Annotated in this window: 23 protein-coding genes; 15 read left to right on the top strand and 8 right to left on the bottom strand. The window is 62.1% G+C overall.

What is annotated here, in order from left to right; all coding sequences use genetic code 11:
• Nucleotides 1-6 precede the first annotated feature (6 nt).
• The 5 genes from ACVWYU_RS28370 to ACVWYU_RS28350 are packed head-to-tail and all read left to right on the top strand — an operon-like array spanning nt 7 to nt 3,304.
• On the top strand, nt 7-789 hold the full coding sequence (locus ACVWYU_RS28370; protein ID WP_457374259.1) for an SDR family oxidoreductase: 783 nt from the start codon (nt 7-9) through the stop codon (nt 787-789).
• A gap of 2 nt (nt 790-791) precedes the next feature.
• Nucleotides 792-1,250 (top strand): MaoC family dehydratase, encoded by a 459-nt coding sequence (locus ACVWYU_RS28365; protein ID WP_247256279.1) that lies wholly within the window; start codon nt 792-794, stop codon nt 1,248-1,250.
• Between the two features lie 30 nt (nt 1,251-1,280).
• Nucleotides 1,281-2,483 (top strand): acetyl-CoA C-acyltransferase, encoded by a 1,203-nt coding sequence (locus ACVWYU_RS28360; RefSeq protein WP_457374258.1) that lies wholly within the window; start codon nt 1,281-1,283, stop codon nt 2,481-2,483.
• Nucleotides 2,484-2,873, top strand: a complete 390-nt coding sequence (locus tag ACVWYU_RS28355; protein ID WP_390956764.1) for a steroid Delta-isomerase — start codon at nt 2,484-2,486, stop codon at nt 2,871-2,873.
• Nucleotides 2,870-3,304 carry a nuclear transport factor 2 family protein gene (locus tag ACVWYU_RS28350; protein WP_457374257.1) on the top strand — a complete coding sequence of 145 codons (435 nt, stop codon included), beginning with the start codon at nt 2,870-2,872 and terminating at the stop codon, nt 3,302-3,304. The genes ACVWYU_RS28355 and ACVWYU_RS28350 overlap by 4 nt, the downstream gene beginning before the upstream one ends.
• Nucleotides 3,305-3,439: 135 nt before the next feature.
• Here the strand turns inward: ACVWYU_RS28350 and ACVWYU_RS28345 are convergent, their stop codons facing one another.
• The gene (locus ACVWYU_RS28345) at nt 3,440-3,910 is read right to left on the bottom strand and encodes an SRPBCC family protein (protein WP_457374256.1); all 471 of its coding nucleotides are present in this window, start codon (nt 3,908-3,910) and stop codon (nt 3,440-3,442) included.
• Nucleotides 3,911-3,926: 16 nt separating this feature from the next.
• A complete protein-coding gene (locus ACVWYU_RS28340) occupies nt 3,927-4,700 on the bottom strand; it encodes an SDR family oxidoreductase (RefSeq protein ID WP_457374255.1) in 774 nt (257 codons plus the stop codon).
• A gap of 195 nt (nt 4,701-4,895) precedes the next feature.
• On the opposite strand from ACVWYU_RS28340, the gene ACVWYU_RS28335 reads away from it, so the two are divergent.
• Genes ACVWYU_RS28335 through dmpG form a run of 4 tightly spaced genes read left to right on the top strand, consistent with a single transcriptional unit; the run spans nt 4,896 to nt 8,502 of the window.
• Complete coding sequence (locus ACVWYU_RS28335) at nt 4,896-5,738, top strand: alpha/beta fold hydrolase (protein ID WP_457374254.1); 843 nt, start codon at nt 4,896-4,898, stop codon at nt 5,736-5,738.
• Entirely contained in the window at nt 5,735-6,526 is a 792-nt protein-coding gene (locus ACVWYU_RS28330; RefSeq protein ID WP_457374253.1) for a fumarylacetoacetate hydrolase family protein, read from the top strand. The genes ACVWYU_RS28335 and ACVWYU_RS28330 overlap by 4 nt, the downstream gene beginning before the upstream one ends.
• Nucleotides 6,527-6,545: 19 nt before the next feature.
• Nucleotides 6,546-7,454, top strand: coding sequence for an acetaldehyde dehydrogenase (acetylating) (locus ACVWYU_RS28325; RefSeq protein ID WP_247256271.1), 909 nt, complete (start codon nt 6,546-6,548; stop codon nt 7,452-7,454).
• A gap of 13 nt (nt 7,455-7,467) precedes the next feature.
• Nucleotides 7,468-8,502 carry a 4-hydroxy-2-oxovalerate aldolase gene (dmpG, locus tag ACVWYU_RS28320; protein ID WP_457374252.1) on the top strand — a complete coding sequence of 345 codons (1,035 nt, stop codon included), beginning with the start codon at nt 7,468-7,470 and terminating at the stop codon, nt 8,500-8,502.
• A 66-nt stretch (nt 8,503-8,568) separates the two neighbouring features.
• Here dmpG and ACVWYU_RS28315 read toward each other — a convergent pair whose 3' ends face one another.
• On the bottom strand, nt 8,569-8,736 hold the full coding sequence (locus tag ACVWYU_RS28315) for a hypothetical protein (RefSeq protein WP_457374251.1): 168 nt from the start codon (nt 8,734-8,736) through the stop codon (nt 8,569-8,571).
• A 635-nt stretch (nt 8,737-9,371) separates the two neighbouring features.
• Here ACVWYU_RS28315 and ACVWYU_RS28310 point away from each other — a divergent pair.
• Nucleotides 9,372-9,689: a DUF6124 family protein gene (locus ACVWYU_RS28310; protein WP_457374250.1), complete on the top strand. Its 318-nt coding sequence runs from the start codon at nt 9,372-9,374 to the stop codon at nt 9,687-9,689.
• A gap of 222 nt (nt 9,690-9,911) precedes the next feature.
• On the opposite strand, the gene ACVWYU_RS28305 is transcribed toward ACVWYU_RS28310, so the two are convergent.
• The 4 genes from ACVWYU_RS28305 to ACVWYU_RS28290 are packed head-to-tail and all read right to left on the bottom strand — an operon-like array spanning nt 9,912 to nt 15,537.
• On the bottom strand, nt 9,912-11,360 hold the full coding sequence (locus ACVWYU_RS28305; protein WP_457374249.1) for a curlin: 1,449 nt from the start codon (nt 11,358-11,360) through the stop codon (nt 9,912-9,914).
• 27 nt (nt 11,361-11,387) lie between these two features.
• Entirely contained in the window at nt 11,388-11,849 is a 462-nt protein-coding gene (locus ACVWYU_RS28300; RefSeq protein WP_457374248.1) for a curlin, read from the bottom strand.
• 59 nt (nt 11,850-11,908) lie between these two features.
• A complete protein-coding gene (locus ACVWYU_RS28295) occupies nt 11,909-14,155 on the bottom strand; it encodes an Ig-like domain-containing protein (RefSeq protein ID WP_457374247.1) in 2,247 nt (748 codons plus the stop codon).
• A gap of 35 nt (nt 14,156-14,190) precedes the next feature.
• Nucleotides 14,191-15,537 carry a hypothetical protein gene (locus ACVWYU_RS28290; protein ID WP_390956751.1) on the bottom strand — a complete coding sequence of 449 codons (1,347 nt, stop codon included), beginning with the start codon at nt 15,535-15,537 and terminating at the stop codon, nt 14,191-14,193.
• Between the two features lie 290 nt (nt 15,538-15,827).
• On the opposite strand from ACVWYU_RS28290, the gene ACVWYU_RS28285 reads away from it, so the two are divergent.
• The 5 genes from ACVWYU_RS28285 (at nt 15,828) to ACVWYU_RS28265 (ending at nt 24,395) form a co-directional block, all read left to right on the top strand.
• Nucleotides 15,828-17,276, top strand: coding sequence for a sensor histidine kinase (locus ACVWYU_RS28285; RefSeq protein ID WP_457374246.1), 1,449 nt, complete (start codon nt 15,828-15,830; stop codon nt 17,274-17,276).
• A gap of 187 nt (nt 17,277-17,463) precedes the next feature.
• Nucleotides 17,464-20,265 carry a multicopper oxidase domain-containing protein gene (locus tag ACVWYU_RS28280; protein WP_457374245.1) on the top strand — a complete coding sequence of 934 codons (2,802 nt, stop codon included), beginning with the start codon at nt 17,464-17,466 and terminating at the stop codon, nt 20,263-20,265.
• On the top strand, nt 20,265-21,401 hold the full coding sequence (locus ACVWYU_RS28275; protein ID WP_457374244.1) for an SCO family protein: 1,137 nt from the start codon (nt 20,265-20,267) through the stop codon (nt 21,399-21,401). The genes ACVWYU_RS28280 and ACVWYU_RS28275 overlap by 1 nt, the downstream gene beginning before the upstream one ends.
• Nucleotides 21,402-21,502: 101 nt before the next feature.
• A complete protein-coding gene (locus ACVWYU_RS28270) occupies nt 21,503-22,996 on the top strand; it encodes a sensor histidine kinase (protein ID WP_457374243.1) in 1,494 nt (497 codons plus the stop codon).
• Complete coding sequence (locus ACVWYU_RS28265; RefSeq protein WP_090319306.1) at nt 22,965-24,395, top strand: sigma-54-dependent transcriptional regulator; 1,431 nt, start codon at nt 22,965-22,967, stop codon at nt 24,393-24,395. The genes ACVWYU_RS28270 and ACVWYU_RS28265 overlap by 32 nt, the downstream gene beginning before the upstream one ends.
• Before the next feature lie 27 nt (nt 24,396-24,422).
• Here the strand turns inward: ACVWYU_RS28265 and ACVWYU_RS28260 are convergent, their stop codons facing one another.
• A complete protein-coding gene (locus ACVWYU_RS28260) occupies nt 24,423-24,806 on the bottom strand; it encodes a hypothetical protein (RefSeq protein ID WP_090327253.1) in 384 nt (127 codons plus the stop codon).
• Nucleotides 24,807-24,914 lie beyond the last annotated feature (108 nt).

Genomic DNA, 24,914 nt, shown 5'->3' with positions numbered 1-24,914 from the left:
GAATCCATGTCTGTACCTCAGTATGTTGCAGGTCGCGGCCTGCTGCGTGACAAGTCGGTCCTGATCACTGCGGCGGCAGGCGCCGGGATCGGTTTTTCCGCCGCCGTGCGCGCCGCCGAGGAAGGTTGTCGCGCGCTGATGATCAGCGATATCCATGAAGGCCGCCTGGCCGAGGCGGTGTTGAAAATCCGCGAGACCACCGGGCTGCAACAGGTCTTCGGCCAGGTCTGCAACGTCGCCGACGAGGCCCAGGTGCAACAGTTGATCGCCAGCGCCGAGCGTGACTTGCAAGGCGTCGATGTGCTGATCAACAACGCCGGGCTCGGCGGTTCGCGGTTGTTGGTGGACATGGGCGACGAAGAGTGGAACCGGGTGCTCGATGTGACCCTCACCGGCACCATGCGCATGACCCGCGCGATGCTGCCGAAGATGATGGAGCGCCGCGCCGGCGTGATCGTCAACAACGCCTCGGTGCTGGGCTGGCGCGCGCAGAAGGAGCAGTCGCACTATGCCGCCGCCAAGGCCGGGGTGATGGCCCTGACCCGTTGCGCAGCGGTCGAGGCCGCCGACTACGGCATCCGCATCAACGCGGTGAGCCCGAGCATTGCCTTGCATGATTTCCTGCGTAAATCCGCACCCCAGGCGGTGCTCGACCAACTCGCCGCCAACGAAGCGTTCGGACGCGCCGCCGAGGTCTGGGAAGTGGCCAACGTGATGATGTTCCTGGCCAGCGACTACAGCTCCTACATGACCGGCGAAGTGTTGTCGGTGTCCAGTCAGAGGGCTTGAACATGCCACGGATTTTCGCCACGCCGATGGCCCTGTTCGACGCCGTGGGCCAGTCCCTGGGCGTCAGCGACTGGCTGCTGCTGGAGCAGGCACGCATCGACCGGTTCGCCGAGGCCACCGGTGATCACCAATGGATTCACGTCGATCCGGTCAGGGCCGCCAGCGGCCCGTTTGGCGCCTGCATCGCCCATGGCTACCTGAGCCTGGGGCTGGTCAATCTGTTTTTGCCGCAGATCGTCGAAGTGCGCGGCATCGCCATGGGCGTCAACTACGGCTGCGAGCGGGTGCGCTTTCCCGCCGTGGTGCGCGTCGGTTCGCGGGTGCGTGGCAGCGCGCAATTGATCGCCGTCGAGGAGGTCAAGGGCGGCGTTCAGGCGACCATCCGCGTCAGCGTCGACATCGACGGCGAGGATCGCCCCGGCTGCGTGGTCGACACCATCAGCCGCTATTACCCCGCCTGATCCAGGCAGCAGGATTTCGAGGAATTGAACATGAAAGAAGCCGTCATCGTTTCGACCGCCCGTACCCCGATCGGCAAGGCCTTTCGCGGTGCCTTCAACGACACCGAGGCGCCGCAACTGGGTGGCCATGTCGTGCGCGAAGCCGTGCGCCGTGCCGGGATCGAACCGGGCGAGGTGGACGATGTGATCATCGGTGCCGCCGCGCAGCAGGGCACCCAGTCCTACAACCTGGGGCGCCTGTGCGCGATTGTCGGCGGCTTGCCGGCTTCCGTTGCCGGGATGGCCGTCGAGCGCCAGTGTTCATCGGGCCTGATGAGTATCGCCATGGCCGCCAAGGGCATCATGTGCGATGAAATCGATATCGCCGTAGCCGGTGGCCTGGAGTCGATTTCCCTGGTGCAGAACAAGCACAAGAACCTCTATCGCAATCAATCGAATGCGGTGATCGAGCTTGATCCTCACGCCTACATCCCGATGATCGAAACCGCCGAGATCGTCGCTGCCCGCTACGGTATCTCCCGCGAAGAGCAGGACGAGTACAGCTACCAGAGCCAGGTACGCACCGCCCTGGCTCAAAGCGCCGGTTTGTTCGACCGTGAACTGGCGCCGCTGAGCAGCCGCAAGGCGATTTTCGACAAGGCCACGGGCGAAACCCGCTATGAAACCGTGACTTTGCGGCGTGACGAGTGCAACCGCGTCGACACCACCCGCGACAGTCTCGCCGGGCTGGAGCCGGTGTGGCCGGGCGGCCAGTGGAGTGACAAGGGCCGCTTCATCACCGCCGGCAACGCCTCGCAGTTGTCCGACGGTGCTTCGGCCTCGGTGTTGATGAGCGCCAGACTGGCCGAGAAACGTGGACTGGAACCCCTGGGCATTTATCGCGGCATGGCGGTCGCTGGCTGCAACTCCGACGAGATGGGCATCGGCCCGGTCTACGCCATTCCCAAACTGCTCAAGCGCCATGGCCTGACCATGGATCACATCGGCCTGTGGGAGCTGAACGAGGCGTTCGCCTGTCAGGTCCTGTACTGCCGCGACACCCTGGGCATTCCTGCCGAGCGCCTGAACGTCAACGGCGGGGCGATTGCCATCGGCCATCCGTTCGGCATGTCCGGTGCGCGCATGGTCGGTCATGCGTTGGTCGAAGGGCAGCGACGCGGTTTGCGCTACGTGGTGGTGAGCATGTGTATCGGTGGAGGCATGGGTGCCGCTGCATTGTTCGAGGTGCTCTGAATGATCGACGCTCAGCAGATTCAAGCGACCATGGCGCGCTATGTGGAATTGGTGGATGCCGGCGACATCGACGGTATTCTCGCGCTGTATGCCTCTGATGCGGTGGTTGAAGACCCGGTCGGTCAGGTGCCGCTGGCTGGCCTGGATGCCATCGAACGCTTCTACCGTGATGGCTTGGGGACGATGAAAGTCTCGGCCACGCTGACCGGCCCGGTGCGGGCGACGCTCAACGGTTGCGGGGCCATGCCGTTTCGGGTCGACATGGAGTGGGGCGGACAGCCGTGCTCGCTGCATGTGATCGACGTGATGGAATTCGGTGCCGACGGCAAGATTCGTTCGATGAAAGCGTTCTGGAGTGAGGTCAACGTGACCGCGCGAGGTGCGGTATGACCCTGGAGCAGAGGGTTGCGCGCCTGGAAGCACTGGAGGACATTCGTCAGCTCAAGCATCGCTATCTCAATGCCTGCGATCTCAAGCAAGTCGAGGTCATTGCCGACTGTTTCGCCGAGGGGGAGGTGCTGATCGACTACGGTCCGCTGGGAATCTTCCGCGAGCGCGACAGCTTTGTCGCGCTGTACCGCGAACTGGCCTGTCATGAGCGGGTGATCGATCTGCACCATGGCGCCAACCCTGAAATCGAGTGGCTAAACGAGGATCAAGCCCTGGGTCGCTGGGCCCTGTGGTATTTCAACCTGGATGGCCAGAGCGGGGCGACACGGCAGTTGGGCGGTTTTTATCAGGACCGTTATCAGCGTATCGCCGGTCAATGGAAGATCGTCGCCACCCATTTTACCGCTCATTCGGAAGTGGCACGCCCCTGAAGCACCTGCATGCGACGCCAATCCACTGTAGGAGCGAGCTTGCTCCGGGCGGCGTTCCGACGATGAACTGGAGACCGCCGCGGGGCATCAGGTTCGCCGCGTTATCGTTCACGACCATCGCGAGCAGGCTCGCTCCTACGGCAAGTCGGGATTCTGTGTCCGATTGGTTTCGTAGTAAGCCTTGAGGTTCTCGGCAATCTGCAACACAACCTTGTTGAAGGCCTTGGCCAGAAGCCATTCCGCCAGCCTGCCACCGCGCAGGCTGTAGCTCATCTGCAAGGTGATGCGGGTCACGTCGTCTTCGTTTTGCAGGGAGTAGCTGAAACTGGCCTCGCGAAACGGGAAGGGCGAGCCGTTGCTGCCTTTGTGCAACAGCAACACGAAACCGATGCCTTCCTGCCATTTCACCACGCTTTCATCCAGGTACTGGCCACCCTTGCGCAGCACCCGGCGACTGGCGCCGATGCCTTCCTGTGGGCCGGGATGAAACCGGCAACCGGTGAGTCCCGGCACGTAGTGCGGGGCAAGACTCAAGTCACGCAGCTTGGCCCACGCGGCCTGTGGCGGGAGATCGAGCACAACGCTGTGGCTGGCAATCGCGGACATGTCGGGGCTCCTCTTGTCAGTGGGATCGGGCGGCATCGAGAAAGGCCGGACGTTCGCCCGCGCCATGCACCGCGATGTCCGCGCCGCTGACATAACGAGCCAGCGTCGAGGCCAGGTACAGGCAGGTATCACCGATGTCTTCGGGACTTGCCAGGCGTTGCAAGGGGATGGTCGCGGCCACCCGCGCAAGGCCGGCGTCGTCACCATAGTGCATGGCGGCCTGCTCGGTGAGAATCAACCCGGCGGTCACCGCATTGACCCGCACCTTGGGCGCCCACTCCACCGCCAGCGAGGTGGTCAGGTTCAGCAAGCCGGCCTTGGCTGCGCCGTAAGCGGCGGTGCCGGGGGAAGGGCGGGTCGCGCTGACGCTGCATATGTTGATGATTGCACCGCCATCGACCTGGGCCTGCATCACCTGGTTGGCTTGCTGACAGAGGTTCAATGGCGCCAACAGGTTCAGGCGGATGATCGCCTCGCTGAACCGGGGTGATGCCGTGGCGGCGTCAGTATTTGGCGAGCCACCGGCATTGTTGACCAGCACGTCGAGGCGCCCGAAGCGCTCGACGATCTGCTCGACCAAGCGCCCCGACTGCTCGACGTCGCGCAGGTCGCAAGGTACGAACCAGGCCTCGCGCCCGGCGCTGGCAGGCAAGGTCGTCGGAGCTTCGCGGCCGCAGATCACCACGTCGGCGCCATAGTCCAGAAAGCGCTGGCTGATGCCGCGTCCGACCCCTTTGCCACCGCCGGTGACCAGTACCACTTTGCCGCGAAAGTCCATCGGATCAAGCATGGGAGTTCTCTTTTTGTCGCTCGGGAATACCGCCGATGCTAGGTCTGCCGACCGTGCAATCCAACGTCCGATGAGACTAGAGACTGTGCAGGGGCGAGCAGGCTCGCTCCTACGGCGCGTAGTCCTGTCGGACGATGTTGATGGGCCGGCCCGCAGGAATAATCCGGCGACAACAACAGGCCGGGAGGACACCTTATGGGCGCTTCAGCGCAAGGGCACTTCGTTACGCTGCCGGAAGGTTTGCAGCTGCACTACTTGGATATCGGCGGGCAGGACGCCGGCAGCGGCGAACCGGTGATTTTCATTCATGGCAGCGGGCCGGGCGCCAGCGGTCACAGCAACTTCAAGCAGAACTACCCGGTGTTTGCCGAAGCCGGCTACCGCGTCATCGTCCCGGACCTGCCAGGCTATGGCGCCTCGGACAAGCCCGAGACCCTCTACACCCTGGACTTCTTTGTCGGCGCACTGAGCGGTCTGCTCGACGCCCTCGACATCCCGCGTTGCGTGCTGGTCGGCAACTCCCTGGGCGGTGCCATCGCCATCAAACTGGCCCTGGACCAGCCGCAACGGGTCAGTCGACTGGTGCTGATGGCACCCGGTGGCCTGATGGAAAAAGAACAGTATTACCTGCAGATGGAAGGCATCCAGAAAATGGGCGCAGCCTTTGCCAAGGGTGAACTGAATGACGCGGCGGGCATGCGCCGTTTGCTGGCGCTGCAGCTGTTCGACGAAAGCCTGATCAGCGACGAGACGGTCAACGAGCGGGTGGCGGTGGTGCAGCAGCAGCCCGTCTGCGTGCTGTCGACCATGCAGGTGCCGAACATGACCGCGCGCCTGGGTCAATTGCAGTGCCCAATCCTTGGCTTCTGGGGCATGAACGACAAGTTCTGCCCGTCCTCCGGGGCCCTGACCATGCTCGAGCATTGTTCCGGCATCCGTTTTGTGATGCTCAGCGAATGCGGACATTGGGTTCAGGTCGAGTACCGCGAGTTGTTCAACCGCGAGTGCCTGGCATTTCTTCAGGAGGCCCGCGGATGAGCGTGCAATTGCGCCGTGAATTCGGCGAAGAACTTTACCAGGCGCTGCTCAGCGGCTCGACCCTGGCACCGCTGACCGAGCGCTGGCCGGCGATCAGCATCGAGGACGCCTACCATATTTCCCTGTACGCCATCGAACGCCGCGTCGCGGCCGGGGACCGGATCGTCGGCAAGAAAATCGGCGTGACCTCGGCGGCGGTGCAGCAGATGCTCAACGTGCATCAGCCGGATTTCGGGTTCATCACCCGACAGATGTCGTTCGCCGACGACGCGCAGATTTCCCTGTCGGCCAACAAGCTGATCCAGCCCCGTGCCGAGGGCGAGATTGCCTTCAAGCTCAAGTACGACCTGGTCGGCCCCGGCATCACCGAAGCCGACGTACTGGACGCCACCGAGTACGTGATGCCGTGCTTCGAAATTGTCGATTCGCGGATTCACGACTGGCGCATCCGCATTCAGGACACCGTCGCCGACAACGCCTCTTGTGGCGTATTTGTGCTGGGCGACAGCCAGGTCGATCCCCGTGGCCTGGATCTGCCCAACCTGCGCATGCGTGTGTTCAAGAACGGTGAGCCCCTCAGCGAAGGCCTGGGTTCGGCGGTGCAGGGCAATCCGCTGACGGCGGTGGCCTGGCTGGCCAACACCCTGGGCGCCTTCGGTATTCCGTTCAAGGCCGGGGAAATCATCCTTTCCGGCTCGCTGGTACCACTGGAACCGGCCCGCGCCGGCGACCGTTTCGAATTGACCATCGATGGCCTGGGCAGTGCCCGGGTGTCTTTCTGCGCCTGACTTGTGGGGTTTTAACCGGATGAGCAAGAAACTCAGAGCGGCCATTATCGGCCCGGGCAATATCGGCACTGATCTGCTGATGAAGATGTGCCGATCGGAATGGATCGAGCCGGTATGGATGGTCGGCGTCGACCCGCAATCGGAAGGCCTCAAGCGCGCCCGCGAGATGGGCGTGAAAACCACCGCGGAGGGCGTCGACGGGTTGCTGCCTCACGTCCTCGATGACGATATTCGCATCGCCTTCGATGCCACCTCGGCTTATGTGCATGCGCAAAACAGCCGCAAGCTCAACGAACTGGGGGTGATCATGATCGACCTTACGCCGGCGGCCATCGGCCCGTTCTGCGTGCCGCCGGTCAACCTCAAGGAACATGCGTCGAGCCTGGCGATGAACGTCAATATGGTCACCTGCGGCGGTCAGGCGACCATTCCGATGGTGGCGGCCGTGTCACGGGTGCAGTCGGTGAGCTACGGCGAAATTGTCGCCACCGTGTCCTCCGGTTCGGTAGGGCCGGGCACCCGGCAGAACATCGACGAATTCACCCGCACCACGGCCGGCGCGGTGGAGCAAATCGGCGGCGCGCGACGCGGCAAGGCGATCATCGTGATCAACCCGGCCGAGCCGCCGCTGATGATGCGCGACACCATCCATTGCCTGACCGATGACGAGCCGAACCAGGATGCGATCCGCACGTCGGTGCTGGAGATGGTTCGCGAAGTGCAGCGTTATGTGCCGGGCTACAAGCTGATCAACGGGCCGGTGTTCGACGGACGCAAGGTGTCGATTTTCATCGAGGTCGAAGGCCTTGGCGATTTCCTGCCCAAGTCCGCCGGCAACCTCGACATCATGACCGCCGCCGGTTTGCGCACAGCCGAGATGTTCGCCGAAGAAGCCCACAAGGGCACCCTGCAACTGCCGGTCCGTTGAGTGGAGAATCCCGATGAATTTACAAGGCAAGAGCGTCCGTCTGCATGACATGAGCCTGCGCGACGGCATGCACGCAAAACAGCACCAGATCAGCCTCGAGCAGATGGTTTCGGTGGCCTCCGGCCTCGATGCAGCCGGGGTTCCTCTCATCGAAATCACCCACGGTGATGGCCTGGGCGGTGCATCGCTGAACTACGGTTTCCCGGCCCACAGCGACGAGGAATACTTCGCAGCGGTGATCCCGAAGATGAAGCAAGCCAAGGTTTCGGCGCTGTTGCTGCCGGGGATCGGCACCCTCGATCATCTGAAAATGGCGCATGAACACGGGGTCTCGACCATTCGCGTGGCCACCCACTGCACCGAGGCCGACGTATCCGGCCAGCACATCGGCATGTCGGCGAAGATGGGCCTGGATACCGTCGGCTTCCTGATGATGGCGCACATGGTCAGCGCGGAAACACTGCTGGCGCAGGCGCGGCTGATGGAAAGCTATGGCGCCAACTGCATTTATTGCACGGACTCGGCGGGCTACATGCTGCCCGATGAAGTGACGAATAAAATCGGCGCCTTGCGTGCTGGACTGAATGCCGGGACCGAGGTGGGTTTCCACGGTCACCACAACATGGGCATGGCCATCGCCAACTCCCTGGCCGCTATCGAGGCCGGTGCCGCGCGGATCGACGGCTCGGTGGCAGGCCTGGGGGCGGGGGCGGGCAACACGCCGCTGGAAGTGTTCGTGGCGGTGCTGGAGCGGATGGGCGTGAACAGTGGCGTCGATCTCTACCGGATCATGGACGTGGCCGAAGACCTGGTGGTACCGATGATGGACCAGCCGATCCGCCTCGACCGCGATGCGCTGACCCTGGGCTATGCCGGGGTCTACAGCTCGTTCCTGCTGTTCGCCAAGCGTGCCGAGCAAAAATACGGCATTGCCGCCCGTGAGCTGCTGGTGGAGCTGGGCCGACGTGGCACGGTGGGCGGCCAGGAAGACATGATCGAAGACCTGGCGCTGACCCTGTCACGGGCTCGGGGAGTGTTGCCGACCTGAGGCTGGGGCGAACAAAAAAACCACCGAAGATTCGGTGGTTTTTTTTGCGGCCACTGCAAGCCTCGATCAGGGCAGCAGATTGCGTACCAGTGGCGGGTAGCAATTGATGGCGCTGCTGGAGCAACTGAAATACGCGGTGGACGGTCGAAAGGCTTCATCCTTGAACAACTGGCACAGGCTGGCGCTACTGCCGGCGCAAACAATGATGAACAGGGCACAAGTGGCTTTTCGCATGGCGAGCCTCGACACGGATATTTGTTGTTGTGCAGGTACGTTATGGCGAGAGACGCCAGCCGGCTTCGTCCGAATGGACTACCCGGAGAAACTGAAGCCAGCCCACAGCCTTTGTGGCGGCCCCGGCCTCTGCATACACCGCCAATCCCCTGTGGGAGCTTGCTCGCGATGGCGTCGGGTCAGGCACTTTGGTGCTGGATGTGCCACCGTCTTCGCGAGCGGGCTCGTTCCCACATTGGATCTGCGCCGGCCAATATCCTGCCGGCCTGCCTGGCCCGGATGGAGAAGCAACCGTCGGCTGTTCCTACAAAAAGCGCCGACATGCTCGGCATTCAGCAGGTGTTTTCCCACAGGATTTTAGGGTTGCCGGTAGGAAGTGGCTTTTTTAATCTGCCGGCCGTCGCTGCCAATTCAGCGACACTGGACTGGAAACCCGGTGACTAAACGGCGCAAAAGCGCCCTTCATAACGTATGCTTGCGCGCCTTTAATGTGTGCACTCCGTTATGGCGGCTGTGCGCGGGAGACCTTCGGGTCTACCGGGTTGCCGTTTCCCCGGGTTTCCAGCCTGCGTACAGCTGCCACCCTTCGCCTGGAAACGAATGGAGCAGCTCCCACCAGCAAACGGAGCTCCACCATGCCCAAACCCACCCCCAATCCCCCCGAATCAAAAGCCGACAGCACGACTCCCAGCCTTCACCTCAAACCCACCCTCCTGCAATCCAGCATTCCCCACACCCCGAGCAAGATGTTCCTCATCGCCCCCGACATCGACACCGAGAGCCTGCTGGCCCACGCCTGTGAATCACTGGCGTCCGCGAGCATCATGGCCACCGACTTCGCGACCTTCGTGGACGGGCCGCAGCGCAGCATGTTGTTGGGTATCCAGCAGGTGATCATGCTGGCCGAGCTGTCGGTGAACCGTGCACTGGATAACCTCGCTCCGCCCGGTTAACACCGGTCCATTGTGGCGAGCGAGCTTGCTCGCGCTGGGTTGCGAAGCGACCCCAAACCCGATGAATGCGGTTTATCAGACAAAACGCAATCGTCAGCGATGGGGCTGCTTCGCAACCCAGCGTGACGGTGCGGCGTTCCGACAAACTCGCTCGCCACAGATGTTTTGCGATCCATAAAAAACGCGACCCCACAAAGGGCCGCGTTTTTTCACACCCCACAACTACTTCTGCAAAACAGTCGCCGAGTTCGCCGAACCAAACTGCTGCACGCTGGCCGTCTGCGCCATGCCGCTCTGATCAACACTGGCGATGTTGCCAGTACCGCCCTGGGTCACATAAGCCACGTTCATGCTGTCAGCCTGCTTGATGGTGATCACGTTGTCGTCGCCATACAGCTGGTTGGTGAACGCCTGGTTGCCGCTGCCTTCCTGGTTGAACTCGGTGCTGTTGCCGCTGCCGTTGCTGCTGCCCTGGGCCAGGTTGTTGGTGCCGCGCTGGTCGGCGATGAGGATGTTGTCGCTGCCGTTCTGGTCGAAGTACAGCTCGTTGTAGGAATCGGCCTGGGTCACGGTGGTTTTGTTGCCGGTGCCGGTCTGGTGGGTGGTCATGATGTGGCCGGCGCCGTTCTGGGTGAAATTGGCGACGTTGTTGGTGCCATTCTGGTTGACGGTCGCCCGTTGGTTGCTGCCGAACTGGCCACCTTTCTGCGGGCCTTTCCAGTTGCTGGCGTAGACCTTGTTGCCGGTACCCGAGGAGGTGGCGTTGAGCACATGGCTGTCGCCGCTCTGGTAGGTGAAATGCACGTTGCTCGTGCCGGTTTGATAGAGCGCCAGGGTCGAGCCGACGGAGTCGAACTGGTCGGCGTAGATCGCGTTGAGGTCGCCGACTTGCATCACATTGGCGACGTTGTTTTCGCCGAAGCTCTGGTCGACCACGGTTTCGTTGGTCTGCCCGTATTGGGTGACGGTGGCCTTGGCGCCGAGCTGGGTGTCTTGCCAGACTTCGGTGCCGTTGCCGTCGCCGGACTGGTTGATGCTCAGGTTGCCGCCGGTGCCGTTGCGTTGGTCGCCATAGGCGTAGTTGGTGTTGCCGGCCTGGTTGATGTCGATCTGGCCGCCCATCTGGCCGATCTGTTCGGCTGTCGCGTAGTTGGTGGTGCCGTACTGGATGATCACCGCATTGTTGCCCGTGCCCAGTTGAATCTGTTCGATGTTGGCCTCGTTGCCGTCGCCGTACTGGTAGGTCTTGGCGGTGGCGCCTTCCTGACTGTCCTGATAGATGAACGAGAAGTTGCCGGTGCCTTCCTGTTGCTGCAGGGCTTCGCCGCCGCCGACACCGATCGACTGGCTGGCATGGCTGGTGTTGAAGCTGCCGCTCTGGTTCTGGGTGATGGTGCTGTTGTCCTCGAACAATTGCTCGGCGTAGCCGGCGTTGTAGTCGCCGACCTGGGTCTGGCTGATGGTGCTGGTGGCCGTGTCTTGCACGGCGGCCGCATCATTGCCCTGGCCCGTTTGCTGCTGGGTGGCGGTGCTGAATGGCGCCGAGGTTTGCTTCACATCGGCGATGTTGGCGGTACCGGACTGGTTCTGCGTGGACACGCTGTCGTTGGCAAGGGCCTGGGCACTGACAATGACCAGGATGGCGGCGGTGAGGGGCGTCAGTTTGAACATGGTGAAACCTCCAAGTGGTGCAGTGCTTTAGCGATATTGTTTGACCGATACGCTCATGCCGTTGCCGGCCTGGGTGACGGCGCTTTGCTGTCCTGAGCCGGCCTGTTCGATGCTGGCGTCGTTGTTGTTGCCGTTCTGGGCGATTTGCGCGCGGTTGTGGCTGCCGCTCTGGATGATCGAAGCGGCGTTGCCCGAACCTTGCTGGGTGATCAATGCCATCAGGTCGCTGCCTTGTTGCAGGATGAAAGCTTCCTGATTGCTGCCCGACTGCACGATCTGGCCGAGCAGCGACTGACCGTTCTGCTGCAACAGCGCGATGTTGGCCTGGCCGTTCTGGTCGATCAGTGCGTGCTGGCCAATCGGCGGTGGCAGCTCGCCGAGATCGACGGCGGGGGCCAGGTCTTCGTTCTCCATCAAATCGTCGGCGCGCACGCCTGCGCTGCTGCAAAGCAGAAGCAGGCAGAGCAGGGCGGCGGTCGACAGGTTCATGGCGTTGTCCTGTGGGAAGCGGCCAGCCCCATCGACCCGGGAGTCGATGGGGAAAGGGCTCAGTTGGAGATCACCGACACGGTGCGCACGGTGCCTTGGGACGAGGTGATGGTGGCTGTCGGGTTCGCCGACGGAATCACCGTGGTGGTGTTGTTCACTGTCAGCCTCCAGCGACCGGTCACCGGCACCGTGGTAGTGCCCAGGGTTTGCAGCCCGGTCGGGGTGCTGACCTGGATGGTGATGGTGTTGCCGGTGGTCACCGATGAGGTACCCGCGAAGTCCCAGGTGAAGCGGTTATTGGAACGGGCGGTCACCGTGGCCGTGGTCACCGTGAAGGTTTCCGCAGCAGGCCGTGGCGAGACTTGCACCGTGACCGTGGCCGGCGTCGTCGACACAGCACCGAAGCTGTCCTGGGCGAAGTAGCTGAAGGTGGTGGTGAAGGCTGTGGTGACCGTGGCCGGTGGGGTGTAGGTCAGGACCGTGCCGTTACTGCTGACGGTGCCGCGACCTGTCGGTGGTTGAGTGAAGCTGGCGATGGCGAGTGGGACGTTGCCTTCCGGATCGGTGTCGTTGGCCAGCACGTTGATTGGAATCGCCACACCCAGGGTCGCGACGCTGTCGGCGACGGCTACCGGAGGTTGGTTGGGCGCCACGGTAATGGTCACCGTCGCAGGATTGGCCGAGGCCAGGCCTTTGATGTCTTGAGCCTTGTAGGTGAAGGTCGTGGTCAGTGGTGCATTGACCACGGCTGGCGGGGTGTAGATGACCGCGGTCGATCCGCTCAACGCCACCGTGCCCTGGCCGGCGGCCGGTTGAGTGAGCGCGGTGATGCTCAGCGGCACGTTGCCATCCGGGTCGTTGTCGTTGGCCAGCAGGTTGAGGGTGATCGGCACCCCGAAGCTGGTGCTGCCGCTGTCGGCCACGGCGATCGGCGCCTGGTTCTCGCCACTGTCCGGGGCTGTACCGACCACCACCACAGGCTCGGTGTCGCTGCCGCCGGCGGCGGATTTGACGGTGACCGTGGCGGGTGGTTGCGGCAGGTCCGCCACCGTCAGACGTTGCAGGGTGCCGGACTTCGACAGTCGGCCATGGCCTTGAGCGACCATGTCGGGAACCGCCACTTCGTCGCTGGACGTCGCCTCGATCAGCAGGCTGTGATTGCTCCAGTTGTAGCGAGCCGTCTGGATTTTCACCAGGTCACTGAGCTTGCTCGACACGGCGGTCGGGCGGGTGGAGCCGGTCGGGTTGGTGGCGGTGAGCACCACCACTGCAGGCACGGGGCCGTTGAACAGGCGCTGGCCGAAGAACAATCCGGTGCCGTCGCCGGTCAGGTTGGTCAGGCAGGGACTTGGCGGTGGGCCCGGGACCAGGGCGACGGTTTCGCGGAAACACAGCGTGGAGCTGTTGTCGGCTTTGCCGAAGACTTCGACCCGGGTGCTGGTGCCGGTGCCCGACGTGGTGCGGCGGTAGGTGGCGCGGTTGAGTTCGACCGCGGTCTGCGCCCGGTTATCGAGGACTTTGCCGGACACGGTGAAGAGGTTGGTCTCGATGGTCCCGGCGGGGCCCTGGATGCGCACGAAGTTGGTGTTGTTGGGGCTGCCGGTGACCTGTTCGGTGAGGTTCGGGTCGCCGACGTAGGTTTCGATGGTGCCGGTGTCCGGGTTCACTTCGGTGTAAGGCCCGTTGACGCTGCGCAGGAATGGCCCGATCGCACCGTTAAGCGCGCCGCTGAAATTGCCCGGTGCACCGATGCCTACATCTCTGGTGATGTTGATTGCGCGACGTCCTGGTGTCGTGACGTTGACGGTTTCCACGCCGTAGGGGTGGGTAATGGTGTAGGTCCCGGCGACGGGCACGCTAATGCGCATGCGAATCCGCGCGAAACTGATTTGATCGCCATCGACCGGGGTTCCGCTGGCAAATGCCGCTTCGATTCCGGCGACGTAGGCGTCCATTCCATAGCCGGCGGCATTGTTGGGGATGGTGGCCTGGGCGAGGAACCAGAACGATTCGTCTGGCCAGTTATCCGGGAACACCATCGGCAGGGTGTCGTCGAAAATGCCCGGGTTCGGCAGCAGGGTGCACATGTAGGCCGGTGGCGTGGCAGCCGCCACCCGCGAGCTCACGGCCCGGGACTGGCACAGTTCCATCGACAGCAGATTGTTGTCCTGATACCAGATCGGGAATTTCCCGGTGGCAAAGGTATAGGGGCCAGGGTCGACGGCAGCGAGTTGCGCGAAAGCACTGCCGGACAGCGAAAGAGTCAGTCCCAGGGCGTTGAGCGCCAGGCGTGGCCAATTGTTCATGATGCCTCCTGATGGGGATCTGGGCATGTGAGCGTTCATTGCACGATGACCACTTCTTCGGTGTCGCTGCCGCCATTGGAGGACGTCACGCGAACCTTGGCCGGCGGAATCGGTGAGAGGCCGGTGGACAGGCTTTTCACGGCGCCATCGCCGCTGAGCGCGCCGATGGCGGCCCCGGTGCCGGAGGTGGCGGTCAGCACCGGCGGCGATGTTTCATCGCTGGTGGAGGCCACCACGGTGATTTGCCCGGTGCTCAGGCTGTACTCGGCGCGTGAAATCACCACCAGGTCGGTCAGAGGTATCGGCAACGTGGTCGGTGTGCTGCTGGGGATGGCCAGGTGGTTGTCGGCGGTCACCTGCAGGGTGCTCGGCAACGTCGGGTCGGTGGAGGACTGGGCGTACCAACTGCCGGTGCTGTCAGCCTCGGTCAGGTTGAGCACCGGGTTGTTGCTGTCCAGGGTCACTTTGGCGGGCGGTGGCGGGGCCAGGACGAAAACGTCCTGATGGGCCACAGGCGCACTGCTGCCGGCCGTACGCGAGTAGGTGCTGCGCTGGGTGATCATCGGAGTCGGCCGGGTCACCGTCGACAACTTGCCGGAAATGGCCATCACGGTCGTGCGCAGATCCAGCCCGTTGGGACCTTCTATGCGGATGTAGTTGGTATTGAACGGGCTGCCGGTGAAGGCTTCCACCAGGTTTGGGTCGCCGACGAATTGCTCGGCGGAACCGGTGACCGGGTTGGTTTCGGTGTAGGGGCCATTGACGCTGCGCAGGAACGGCCCGACGTCACCCTTGAGCGCGCCGTCGTAGGTTTTCGGTGCGCCGATGCCGATGTCCCGGGTCATGTTGATCGCCCGGCGACCGGGGGTGTCGACGTTGAAGACTTCGACGCCGTAGGGGTGGGTGATGACGTAGGTGCCAGCGGTGGGCACGTCGACGCGAATGCGGATGCGGGCGAAGCTGATCTGGTCGCCTTCGACCGGGTCGCCACCGCTGAAGGCCGCTTCGACGGCACTGACATACGTCAGGTCGATACCGCGTGCGGCATCGACGATTGAGCCGTCGCCGGTGAACCAGAACGCTTCATCGGGGAAGTTGCTCGGGAAAACCACCGGTTTTGTGTCGTCGAAAATCCCGGGAGCCGGCAGCAGATTGCACATGTAGGTGGGGGCCCCCGGCGCGCTGGGGACCCGCGAACTGACGGCCTTGGACAGGCACAAGTCGAGCGTGCGGCCATGGGTGTCCTGGTACCAGGACGCGAAGGAGCCAATGGCCGGTAAATAGGGGCCGGGGTCGACGGCAAACAGTGCTGCCTGGGCAACGCCTTGGGCCAGAGCGGTGACGACCAGGGCAGTCGCGGTTTTGGACAGTAAAGGGTGCATGAGTATTCCCTCTATCAGAGTACCTGCCCCTTGGGGATGGGTCAGTTGGCAGGGCTTCGGCAACTTCCATACCAATCGTTGGAAATACCCCTGAGAGCCCCGCGATACAGGCGTTTGTGACGCAGGCGCAGAACCTGGCCCGATAAAGGGAACGGGCCTCTTTCCCCAACATTGGGGGCAGATGGGGATGGTGCGACAGTGGGGAAAGGGTGGGGGGGATGAGACCCAACTTTGGGCAAACTGCCAGCAGTGGGCTATAAACCCTCTAGGGTTTTTTCGGAAAAACGTCGATGACCATGCAGGCAAAAACGCTGGAGTCCGATAAGGGCGACATCCGCTTGAGCAGGCGCAAGCGGCCGTTCAATCTGCTGCGCTGGTTTTCGCTCATCAGCATGGCGGTGATCGGTACGGTGGCGGTGGCGCTCGGCTCGGTATCGACCAGATTCGTGATTACCGAAAGCGTGCAGCGCGATGCGTTATTGACCTCGCAGTTCCTGACCGCGATTGCCTCGGCCGAGGTGCGCCATGTGTCGATCCCCAACGTGCGGACCATGGGTGAATTGCTCGACCCGCGCAAAGACCGCGACTTTCCCGATGTCGACCCGATGGCCCGGGCCAACGCCCGTGGCGAATTCCTCGACCACATCTCACACTTGCCGGACGTGATCCTGGCCAACGTTTACGCCCCCGACCGCATGGTGATCTGGTCAACCAACCCTGCCTTGATGGGCACCACCATTCATGCCGATGAAGACCTGGACCGGGCCTTCGCCTCAATGACGCCGGTATCGGCCAGTTACCACGATGTGGACAAGAGCCGCATGGAACAGAAGTTCGTGACGCCACCGCAATACATCTTCATCGAGAACTACATTCCACTGTTCGATGCCGATGGCGACAAAGTCACCGCGATGGTCGAAATCTACAAGGAGCCCCAGGACCTGATCCAGCGCATGGCGCGCGGCCTGGTGCTGATCTGGCTGGCCACGGCCCTGGGCGGTGGGCTGATTTACCTGGGCCTGTACTGGATTGTGCGGCGGGCAGCGATTCTGCTGGCGCAGCAGCAAAAGCAATTGATCACCAACGAAACCTTTGTCGCCCTGGGCGAGATGTCATCGGCGGTCGCCCACAGTTTGCGCAACCCGCTGGCGACCATTCGCTCAAGCGCCGAACTGGCCCTGGAGTTCGACGGCGGGCCTGCGCACAAGAACATCAACGACATCATCGGTCAGGTCGATCGCATGTCGAAGTGGGTGCGCGAGTTGCTGCAATCCTTGCGACCGCTGAGCGACGAAGCCGAGCCGGTGAACCTGGTCGCGGTGTTGCTTGACAGCCTCGCGGCGTTTGAGCAGCAGATCGCCAGGGCCGGGATCAACGTCGTGTTCGAGCCTCAGGACACGCCCATGGTGTTGAGCCAAAAGGTGCAACTGACGCAGATCCTCAACAGTTTGCTGGCCAATGCCCTGGAGGCCATGGACGAAGGCGGAACGCTGACCATCAGCCTGAAGCCGATCGATGCCCGCCGCGTGTGCCTGGTGATGAGCGATACCGGCAAAGGCATGAACGCGGAGCAGCGTGCCATGGCGTTCCGGCCGTTCTTCAGCACCAAGCAGGGCGGGCTCGGAGTCGGGCTGCTGCTGGTCAAGCGAATCATGGAGCGTTTTGGCGGCACGGTGGCCCTGGACAGCCGTGAAGGCGAGGGCACGCGTGTCCGGTTGTCGTTCAAGTTGATTCCCTGAAAATGGGGGCGAAGTTTCCCCGCTAGCGGGTGCCATTCCCCAGTCGTTTTTTTCAGGTCATGGCACATTGATGTTGATAAGCCATTGTTTCAGCGTGTATTAATTCTTTCGTATAACGCTGTTACAAATTTGGCGAGCTATTTGCAAAACCCCCATCACCCCCTTCACGCATACGAGGCGGCTGGTGATGGACAGAAAAGCGCGGTATCCCTTCAAATGGTTTGGCCTGGCGCCCTTGAGCGTCATCCTCTCAATGACACTCAGCACAGGGACGCTGCGCGCTGCACCCATAGACGACGAGCGACAGCCGGAGCCGTCCGATCCTTCCGCTTACTACGATGAGCCGGCGGACGAGCCGGCCGCATTGAACGCCATCTTGACCATGCCGGAGGCCAACCAGGATTCCTTCGAGTTGCCTGACGGGGTCAAGGGAACACGCGATTCCACCCGGGTGGAAAACGTTCTGCCGCCCACCGTGCAGACCAGTTTCAACTACCCCACCAATGGCAAGCCGAGCCCGTTGTTTGGTGCGCAGCCGTTCACCCAGCAGTTGGTGCTGTTCGAAGAATTCGGCCCGGAAAAACTCGACCCCACCACGCCTGCGGCGCCATTGCCGTTTCCACCGGCAGCCATTGGCCCGTTGCCCCAGCAGGACCCCACCAATGCCGCCCGCAGTGCGCCACCCAGCAACGCACTGGATGCGTTCCTGCGTCAACCCGGGTTGACCCCGTTCCCCAGTCAGTACTCCAACGTGGTGGACCGCAATCCTTGGCAGGCGCAGATCGAATATTTCCTCAACCGCCGCATTGGTTCGTCGGCTGAAGGTCGTCCACCAGGAAAGGGCTGGTCGCATCAGCGCTGGAACGAGTTCTACCCGCAGATGGCCTACAAAACCGTGCAGACCGGTGCGCGGGTCAACAGCGGCTGGCGTGACAGTCATCAGATGCACGGCTATGCCGTCGGTGAGTTCGGCCCCGGTGGGCTCTACCATAACGTCGCCGGTGTACCGGCAACGGACGGCACCTCCAAGGGCGTCGATGCGCGTTTCCACCCGAGCATGCCGGTGCAGAATCACAATTCGGTGTGGACCTTCGACGGTACCTTGCCGCCCAAATTGTTGATGGTGCGTTACGGCCAACCGGTGTTGATGCGCCATTACAACGGTTTGCCCATCGACCCTTCGGCGAACATGGGGTTTGGCCTGCACACCATCAGCACCCACGAGCACAACGGTCACGCGCCGGCGGAAAGCGACGGCTATGCCAACGCGTTTTTCTTCCCCGGCCAGTATTACGACTACCGCTGGCCGATCCAGTTGGCCGGCTATGACAGCATCAACACCGATGCCCATGACCCACGCGCGGCCTTCCCTTGCGCGCCGGGCGAAACCCTGTGGACCAACGACGTCAATCCCAGCCGCAAGACCTGCGAGAACGGCACGATCAAAATTCGTGGCGACTGGCGCGAAACCATGAGCACCCACTGGTTCCACGACCACATGCTCGATTTCACCGCGCAGAACGTCTACAAGGGCAACGCGGCGATGATGAACTACTACAGTGCCCTGGACCGTGGCAATGAATCGGTGAAGGACGGCGTCAACCTGCGCTTTCCCAGCGGCAGCGCCTTGCCGTGGGGTAACCGCGACTACGACGTCAACCTGGTGTTTGCCGACAAGGCCTGGGACAAGAACGGTCAGCTGTGGTTCAACCCCTTCAACACCGACGGCTTCCTCGGTGACCAGGTGCTGGTCAACTGGCAATGGAAACCGACCCTGGACGTGCGTGCCCGCAGCTACCGCTTCCGCATGCTCAACGGTTCGGTATCGCGTTACTACAAGTTTGCACTCGTACGTGAAATCAAGGGCACCAGCGGTGAGTTCCAGGGGCCCAAGGGCTCGGGTGTGTCTTATGCTCGGGTGCCGTTCCACATGATTGCCAACGACGGCAACATCATGGAGCACAGCGTGCCCTTCGACGGCACCATGGACCTGGACGGCGACGGCGATAAACAGAACCACAACGCGATCCTGCCGACCCAGGGGATTGCCGAGCGCTTCGACATCATCGTCAATTTCGCGAAAAACGGCATCAAGCCAGGGGACAGGATTTTCTTCGTCAACCTGCTGGTGCACGAGGATGGCAAAGGCCCGAAAGAACCGGTCTCCCTGGCCGACGTGCTGTCCGAGAAATACCTGGCGGTGATCAAGCAAACCAGCAACGGACCGCAGTGGGACAGAGGCGATCCGGCGGTGGGCAAGGTGTTGCAGCTCAACGTCAAGCCCTACACCGGTCAGGACCTGGCCATGGACCCGGCGCTGTATGAACCGGCCAAACCGGGCAAGGCTGAAGGCCTGGTGATGATCCCGCTGAAGATCCACCGCGACAACGCGGCCGACAAGGCGCTGCTGGCCAAGGCCCGTCACCGCACCTTTGTCTTCGGTCGTTCCGACGGCACCGACGAAGCCCCGTGGACGGTCAAGACCGATGGCGGCTTCGGCTTCCACATGGACCCTCGTCGCCTGAACGCGGCGACCCAGTTGGCCAGCTGGCCCACTGATGCCGGGACGACCGGTTTCGGCACCCTGGAAGTGTGGAACATCAAGGCCGGTGGTACCGGCTGGAGCCACCCGGTGCATGTGCACTTCGAGGAGGGGATCATCCTCAGTCGCGGCGGCAAGGCACCACCGGAATGGGAAAAATGGGCACGCAAGGACGTTTACCGCATCGGTTCGGAGAAGGATGGCCTGGACAATGTGGAAATGGCGATCAACTTCCGCGAATTCGCCGGGACCTACATGGAGCACTGTCACAACACCCAGCATGAAGACAACTCGATGCTGCTGCGTTGGGACATTGAGAAGCCCGGGCAATTCCAGTTGATGCCGACACCGCTGCCCAGCTGGGATGGCGTGCGCTATGTAAACTCGGCGGCGCTGCCAACCTTCCGCACTGGCGACGGCATGGGCCCACAAGTGCTGGTCAAGTAATGAACCGGGAGGGTGTCGACATGAAGTGGCAAACACCACGCTCACGAGACTGGGGCATGCACCTGGTGCTGGTATTGGCGACCTGCGTGCTGGCCAGCCAGTTGCTGGTCGCCGGCCAGTCACCGTCGACACCTGCACCTGCATCGACAGCCGCTGATACCGCGGTCGCCGACTCCGCCACCCCGTGGGGTGGCGACTATTTCCCCAACACCTTGCTGACCGATCAGGACGGTCGGCAGGTGCATTTTTTCGACGACCTGATCAAGGGCAAAGTGGTGGTGATCAACTTCATCTTCACGTCCTGCAGCGACTCCTGCCCGCTGGAAACCGCGCGCCTGCGCCAGGTGCAGAAACTGCTCGGTGATCGGGTCGGCAAGGACGTGTTTTTCTACTCCATCAGCATCGATCCACTGAGCGATACACCGGCCGTGCTCAAGGCTTATGCGCAACGCTTCCAGGTCGGGCCGGGCTGGCAGTTCCTCACCGGGGAATTCGCCGATGTCACCGAGCTGCGGAAAAAACTCGGGCTGTTCATTGAAGGTGTCGACAACGGGCGCAGCAAGGATCACAACCTGAGCCTGATTGTCGGCAACCAGCACACCGGGCGCTGGATGAAAGCGTCGCCGTTCGAAAATCCGTGGATTCTGGCCGACCAGTTGGCCAACACCTTGCAGAACTGGAAGCAACCGAGCATTGAGCAGAGCTACGCCGACGCTCCGCCAATCCGGCCGCCGAGTAACGGCGAAGAGCTGTTTCGCACCCGCTGCGCGTCGTGCCACAGCCTCGGCCCGCAGGACGGGCAGGGCATCGGCATGCGCAGCATCGGCCCGGACCTGATTGGCGTGACCCGTCAGCGCAATCCGGTCTGGCTCAACCGCTGGATTCGTGAGCCGGACCGCATGCTGGCGGAAAAAGACCCGATTGCCATGGCGCTGTTCGAGCGTTTCGACAAGATCCCGATGCCCAACCTGCGCATGGACGAGCATTCAGCGCAGTCGATCATCGAATTCCTCGAGGAAGAAACCGAGCGTCAGCATCCGGTCGCGACATCGTTGGCCAGCAGCACAGAGGCACCGGAACATCATCAGGCGATCGCGGTGCCCGGCAAGGCCCTCGATAAAACCCGGGCGCAGTAGTGGCTAAATAATTTCAATGGGCAGTCAATCCCGGTCAATGCCACCTACACTGATCCGGGACATGGCTAAGAAGGCTTGTTTCAAGTCTCCAGGACGGTTCCATGCAGAGACCAGAACAACAAAAAATACCTGCGCCGGATGCGCCGGCAGCAGAAGGCAAGGGCTGGCGTCCGCCATTCAATCTGGTGCGCTGGTTTTCCCTGGCGAGTTTTTTCATCATCGCCGCCGTGGCCCTGGGGCTGGGTTACATTTCCACGCGCTTCGTGGTGGAAGAGAGCATTGAGCGCGACTCGCTGCTCACCGCCCAATTCATCCAGGCCATTGGCGATGCGGAAATTCGCCATGCCGGAATAACCACGACCAGGACCATGGGCGAAATGCTCGACCCGCGCCTGGACAACGCCTATCCCGATGTCAATCCGGGTTCCCGTGCCGCTGCCCGCATAGAGTTTCTCGACCATGTCGAGCACCTGCCGGACTCGTTGTTGGCGGTGGTGTATGCGCTGGATCGCACGGTGGTCTGGTCGACCAACCCGGAGATGATCGGCATGCGCATCGAAGGCGACGATGAGCTGGACGAGTCCTTCGAAATGAAAGAGACGGTGTCCACCAGCTACCACGAAATCGATGAAGAGCGTCCCGAGCAAAAACTGTTGCGCGAGCCTGAGTATTTGTTCGTCGAGAACTACATCCCGATGTTCAACGCCGACAAAAGCAAAGTGATTGCCATGGTGGAAATCTACAAGGAGCCGGCCGACCTGGTGGCGCGTATCCAGCGCGGATTCAAGGCGATCTGGCTGGCGACCCTGCTCGGTGGCGCGGCCATCTACCTGGGGCTGTTCTGGATCGTGCGGCGGGCGGCCACGCTGCTGCAGAGCCAGCAGAAACAACTGATCGCCAACGAGACGTTCGTGGCCCTGGGGGAAATGTCCTCGGCGGTGGCCCACAGCCTGCGCAACCCGCTGGCGAACATCCGCTCCAGCGCCGAACTGGCCCAGGAGATCGCCAGCCAGTCCGCACAGAAGAACATCGGCGACATCATCAGTCAGGTCGATCGCATGTCGCGCTGGGTCCGTGAATTGCTGGTGTCGTTGCGCCCGGTGAATGACGACGATGAAAACGTCGATCTGGTGCTGGCCGTCGACGATGCCCTGAGCGCCTTCGACCCCTTGATCAAACGTTCGAACGTCGAAGTGCGCTTCACGCCCAAGAGTGTTCCGCCGGTCGTCAGCCAACAGGTGCTGCTGACGCAAATTCTCAATAGCCTGTTCGCCAATGCCCTGGAGGCCATGCCCAAGGGTGGCGTGTTGAGCGTCGATATCGAATCGACGACGCCCGAGCAGGTGAGCCTGATTATCAATGACACCGGTAAGGGCATGACCCGGCAACAACTGCACTCGGTCTTCAAGCCGTTCTTCACCACCAAGCAAGGCGGGTTGGGCGTAGGCCTGGCCCTGGTCAAAAGAATAATGGAGCGTTTCGAAGGTTCGGTCGAACTGACCAGCCAGGAGCAGGAAGGAACTCGCGTCAGTCTCAACTTTAAAGTGGCAACGGGAGGGGAATATGGAACACAGCATATTGCTGGTCGAGGATGATGAACTCCTCGCCGAGAATATTCAGACCTACCTGGAGCGCAAGGACTTCGAGGTGACAGTCTGTCACTCGGCGGAAGACGCACTGGAGCAATTGGGGACCTTCGTTCCTGACGTCGTGCTCACCGACAACTCCTTGCCAGGCATGAGTGGTCACGACCTGATCCAGAAGTTGCGCATCAGCGCACCGGACCTGAAAGTGATCATGATGACCGGCTACGGCAACGTCGAAGATGCCGTGGTGGCGATGAAAGAAGGCGCCTTCCATTACGTGACCAAACCGGTGGCCTTGCCAGAGCTCAAGCTGTTGCTGGACAAGGCCCTGGCCACCGATCGGATGGAGCGCACGCTGTCGTTCTACCAGGAACGCGAAGCCCAGAAATCCGGGGTGCAGGCATTGATCGGTGAATCGGCACCGATGCTTTACCTCAAGGGCACCATCAACCAGTTGCTCGACGCCGAACGCCGCATGGCCAACTCCGATCTGCCACCGGTGTTGGTGGAAGGCGAAACCGGTACCGGTAAGGAGCTGGTGGCCCGCGCCCTGCATTTCGATGGTCCGCGCGCCAAGGGGCCGTTCATTGAGTTCAACTGCGCCTCGATTCCATCCAACCTGGTGGAGTCGGAGCTGTTCGGTCACGAGAAGGGCGCGTTCACCGACGCCAAGGACCGTCGCCTCGGTCTGGTCGAAGCGGCCGATGGCGGCACACTGTTTCTCGACGAAATCGGTGAAATGGACCTGCTGCTGCAGGCCAAATTGCTGAAGCTGCTGGAGGACCGGACGATTCGCCGGGTCGGTTCGGTCAAGGAGCGCAAAGTCGATCTGCGGGTGATCAGCGCCACCAACTGCAACCTTGAACAAATGGTCCAGCAGGGCAAGTTCCGCCGCGATCTGTTCTTCCGGTTGCGCATCATTTCGATCAAGGTGCCGCGCCTGTATGCCAGGGGTGAAGACATCCTGCTGCTGGCCCGGCACTTCCTGGCCACCCACGGCAAACGCTACGGCAAGCCGAACCTGCACTTCAGCGACCAGGCCGAAGAGTTGCTGCTCAACTACAGCTGGCCCGGCAACGTGCGCGAGCTGCGCAATATGCTCGAGCAAACCGTATTGCTGGCGCAGCACGACACCATCGCGGCCCATCAGCTCAACGTCTGCCTGAGCCTGGTGGATGAGCCGCCGATGTTCCAGCACGAGATGCCCCCCAGCGAGCCGCGTCCTTCCTACAACGGCAGCGAGTCGATGAACCTGCCGGAAGTCGAGCGCGACATGGTGCGCAAGATGCTCGACAAGACCGACTGGAACGTCACCAAATCCGCACGCCTGCTGGGCCTGAGCCGCGACATGCTGCGCTACCGGATCGAAAAGCTCGGCCTCGCTCGCCCGGACAAACGCCAGTGGTAACGAGCCGCTTCAAGCGGGAGCGGCCCTTTACAGGGCCGGGTCCGGTGCGCTGCGACAGGACTGCATGCACGAGGGATCGAGGACTTCCTGGTTCACGTAGACACCGCGCTCCGGGTCGTAGGAGCGGATGAACACGCGAACGGTGGTGTCCGCTACCGTCGGCAGGCGGGAGTCGGAGAACACATGCTCGCTTGAAATCGGGATGAATTCGGCGGGCGCCGTCGGGATGTATGAGCCTGGCGGCACGGTGTTGATGGAAGGCGGCGAGGGATGGGCGAAGGGTTGGTCTGACCCGTAATAATGGAACTCGGTGTTCGATTGATCGGTTTGCATCAGGCTGTCGTCCGCCTGTACACCCGTGGCGGCAGTCAGGCACAGGGCAAGCAACAGTGTCTGTTCGGTTTTGTTCATGGCAACACCTGCGAAATCGGTTTTCGCGCATTTCCCCAAGGCCATTAACTATAGCGTTCCCGTGGCCAGGCGTCGGTGTGGCCTGGCTTACAAGATCACTACAACCTC

Source organism: Pseudomonas sp. TE12234 (genome assembly GCF_054061835.1).
Note: the sequence above shows the minus strand (reverse complement) of the source record. Positions and strands in the feature narration are given on the sequence as shown.

Coding starts and splice junctions, on each gene's coding strand:
- ACVWYU_RS28265 (WP_090319306.1), top strand. CDS start 22,965: ATGGAACACAGCATATTGCTGGTCGAGGATGATGAACTCCTCGCCGAG.
- ACVWYU_RS28370 (WP_457374259.1), top strand. CDS start 7: ATGTCTGTACCTCAGTATGTTGCAGGTCGCGGCCTGCTGCGTGACAAG.
- ACVWYU_RS28275 (WP_457374244.1), top strand. CDS start 20,265: ATGAACCGGGAGGGTGTCGACATGAAGTGGCAAACACCACGCTCACGA.
- ACVWYU_RS28355 (WP_390956764.1), top strand. CDS start 2,484: ATGATCGACGCTCAGCAGATTCAAGCGACCATGGCGCGCTATGTGGAA.
- ACVWYU_RS28360 (WP_457374258.1), top strand. CDS start 1,281: ATGAAAGAAGCCGTCATCGTTTCGACCGCCCGTACCCCGATCGGCAAG.
- ACVWYU_RS28350 (WP_457374257.1), top strand. CDS start 2,870: ATGACCCTGGAGCAGAGGGTTGCGCGCCTGGAAGCACTGGAGGACATT.
- ACVWYU_RS28340 (WP_457374255.1), bottom strand. CDS start 4,700: ATGCTTGATCCGATGGACTTTCGCGGCAAAGTGGTACTGGTCACCGGC.
- ACVWYU_RS28345 (WP_457374256.1), bottom strand. CDS start 3,910: ATGTCCGCGATTGCCAGCCACAGCGTTGTGCTCGATCTCCCGCCACAG.
- ACVWYU_RS28280 (WP_457374245.1), top strand. CDS start 17,464: ATGGACAGAAAAGCGCGGTATCCCTTCAAATGGTTTGGCCTGGCGCCC.
- ACVWYU_RS28315 (WP_457374251.1), bottom strand. CDS start 8,736: ATGCGAAAAGCCACTTGTGCCCTGTTCATCATTGTTTGCGCCGGCAGT.
- ACVWYU_RS28295 (WP_457374247.1), bottom strand. CDS start 14,155: ATGAACAATTGGCCACGCCTGGCGCTCAACGCCCTGGGACTGACTCTT.
- ACVWYU_RS28260 (WP_090327253.1), bottom strand. CDS start 24,806: ATGAACAAAACCGAACAGACACTGTTGCTTGCCCTGTGCCTGACTGCC.
- ACVWYU_RS28330 (WP_457374253.1), top strand. CDS start 5,735: ATGAGCGTGCAATTGCGCCGTGAATTCGGCGAAGAACTTTACCAGGCG.
- ACVWYU_RS28335 (WP_457374254.1), top strand. CDS start 4,896: ATGGGCGCTTCAGCGCAAGGGCACTTCGTTACGCTGCCGGAAGGTTTG.
- ACVWYU_RS28285 (WP_457374246.1), top strand. CDS start 15,828: ATGACCATGCAGGCAAAAACGCTGGAGTCCGATAAGGGCGACATCCGC.
- ACVWYU_RS28290 (WP_390956751.1), bottom strand. CDS start 15,537: ATGCACCCTTTACTGTCCAAAACCGCGACTGCCCTGGTCGTCACCGCT.
- ACVWYU_RS28305 (WP_457374249.1), bottom strand. CDS start 11,360: ATGTTCAAACTGACGCCCCTCACCGCCGCCATCCTGGTCATTGTCAGT.
- ACVWYU_RS28365 (WP_247256279.1), top strand. CDS start 792: ATGCCACGGATTTTCGCCACGCCGATGGCCCTGTTCGACGCCGTGGGC.
- ACVWYU_RS28270 (WP_457374243.1), top strand. CDS start 21,503: ATGCAGAGACCAGAACAACAAAAAATACCTGCGCCGGATGCGCCGGCA.
- ACVWYU_RS28300 (WP_457374248.1), bottom strand. CDS start 11,849: ATGAACCTGTCGACCGCCGCCCTGCTCTGCCTGCTTCTGCTTTGCAGC.
- ACVWYU_RS28325 (WP_247256271.1), top strand. CDS start 6,546: ATGAGCAAGAAACTCAGAGCGGCCATTATCGGCCCGGGCAATATCGGC.
- dmpG (WP_457374252.1), top strand. CDS start 7,468: ATGAATTTACAAGGCAAGAGCGTCCGTCTGCATGACATGAGCCTGCGC.
- ACVWYU_RS28310 (WP_457374250.1), top strand. CDS start 9,372: ATGCCCAAACCCACCCCCAATCCCCCCGAATCAAAAGCCGACAGCACG.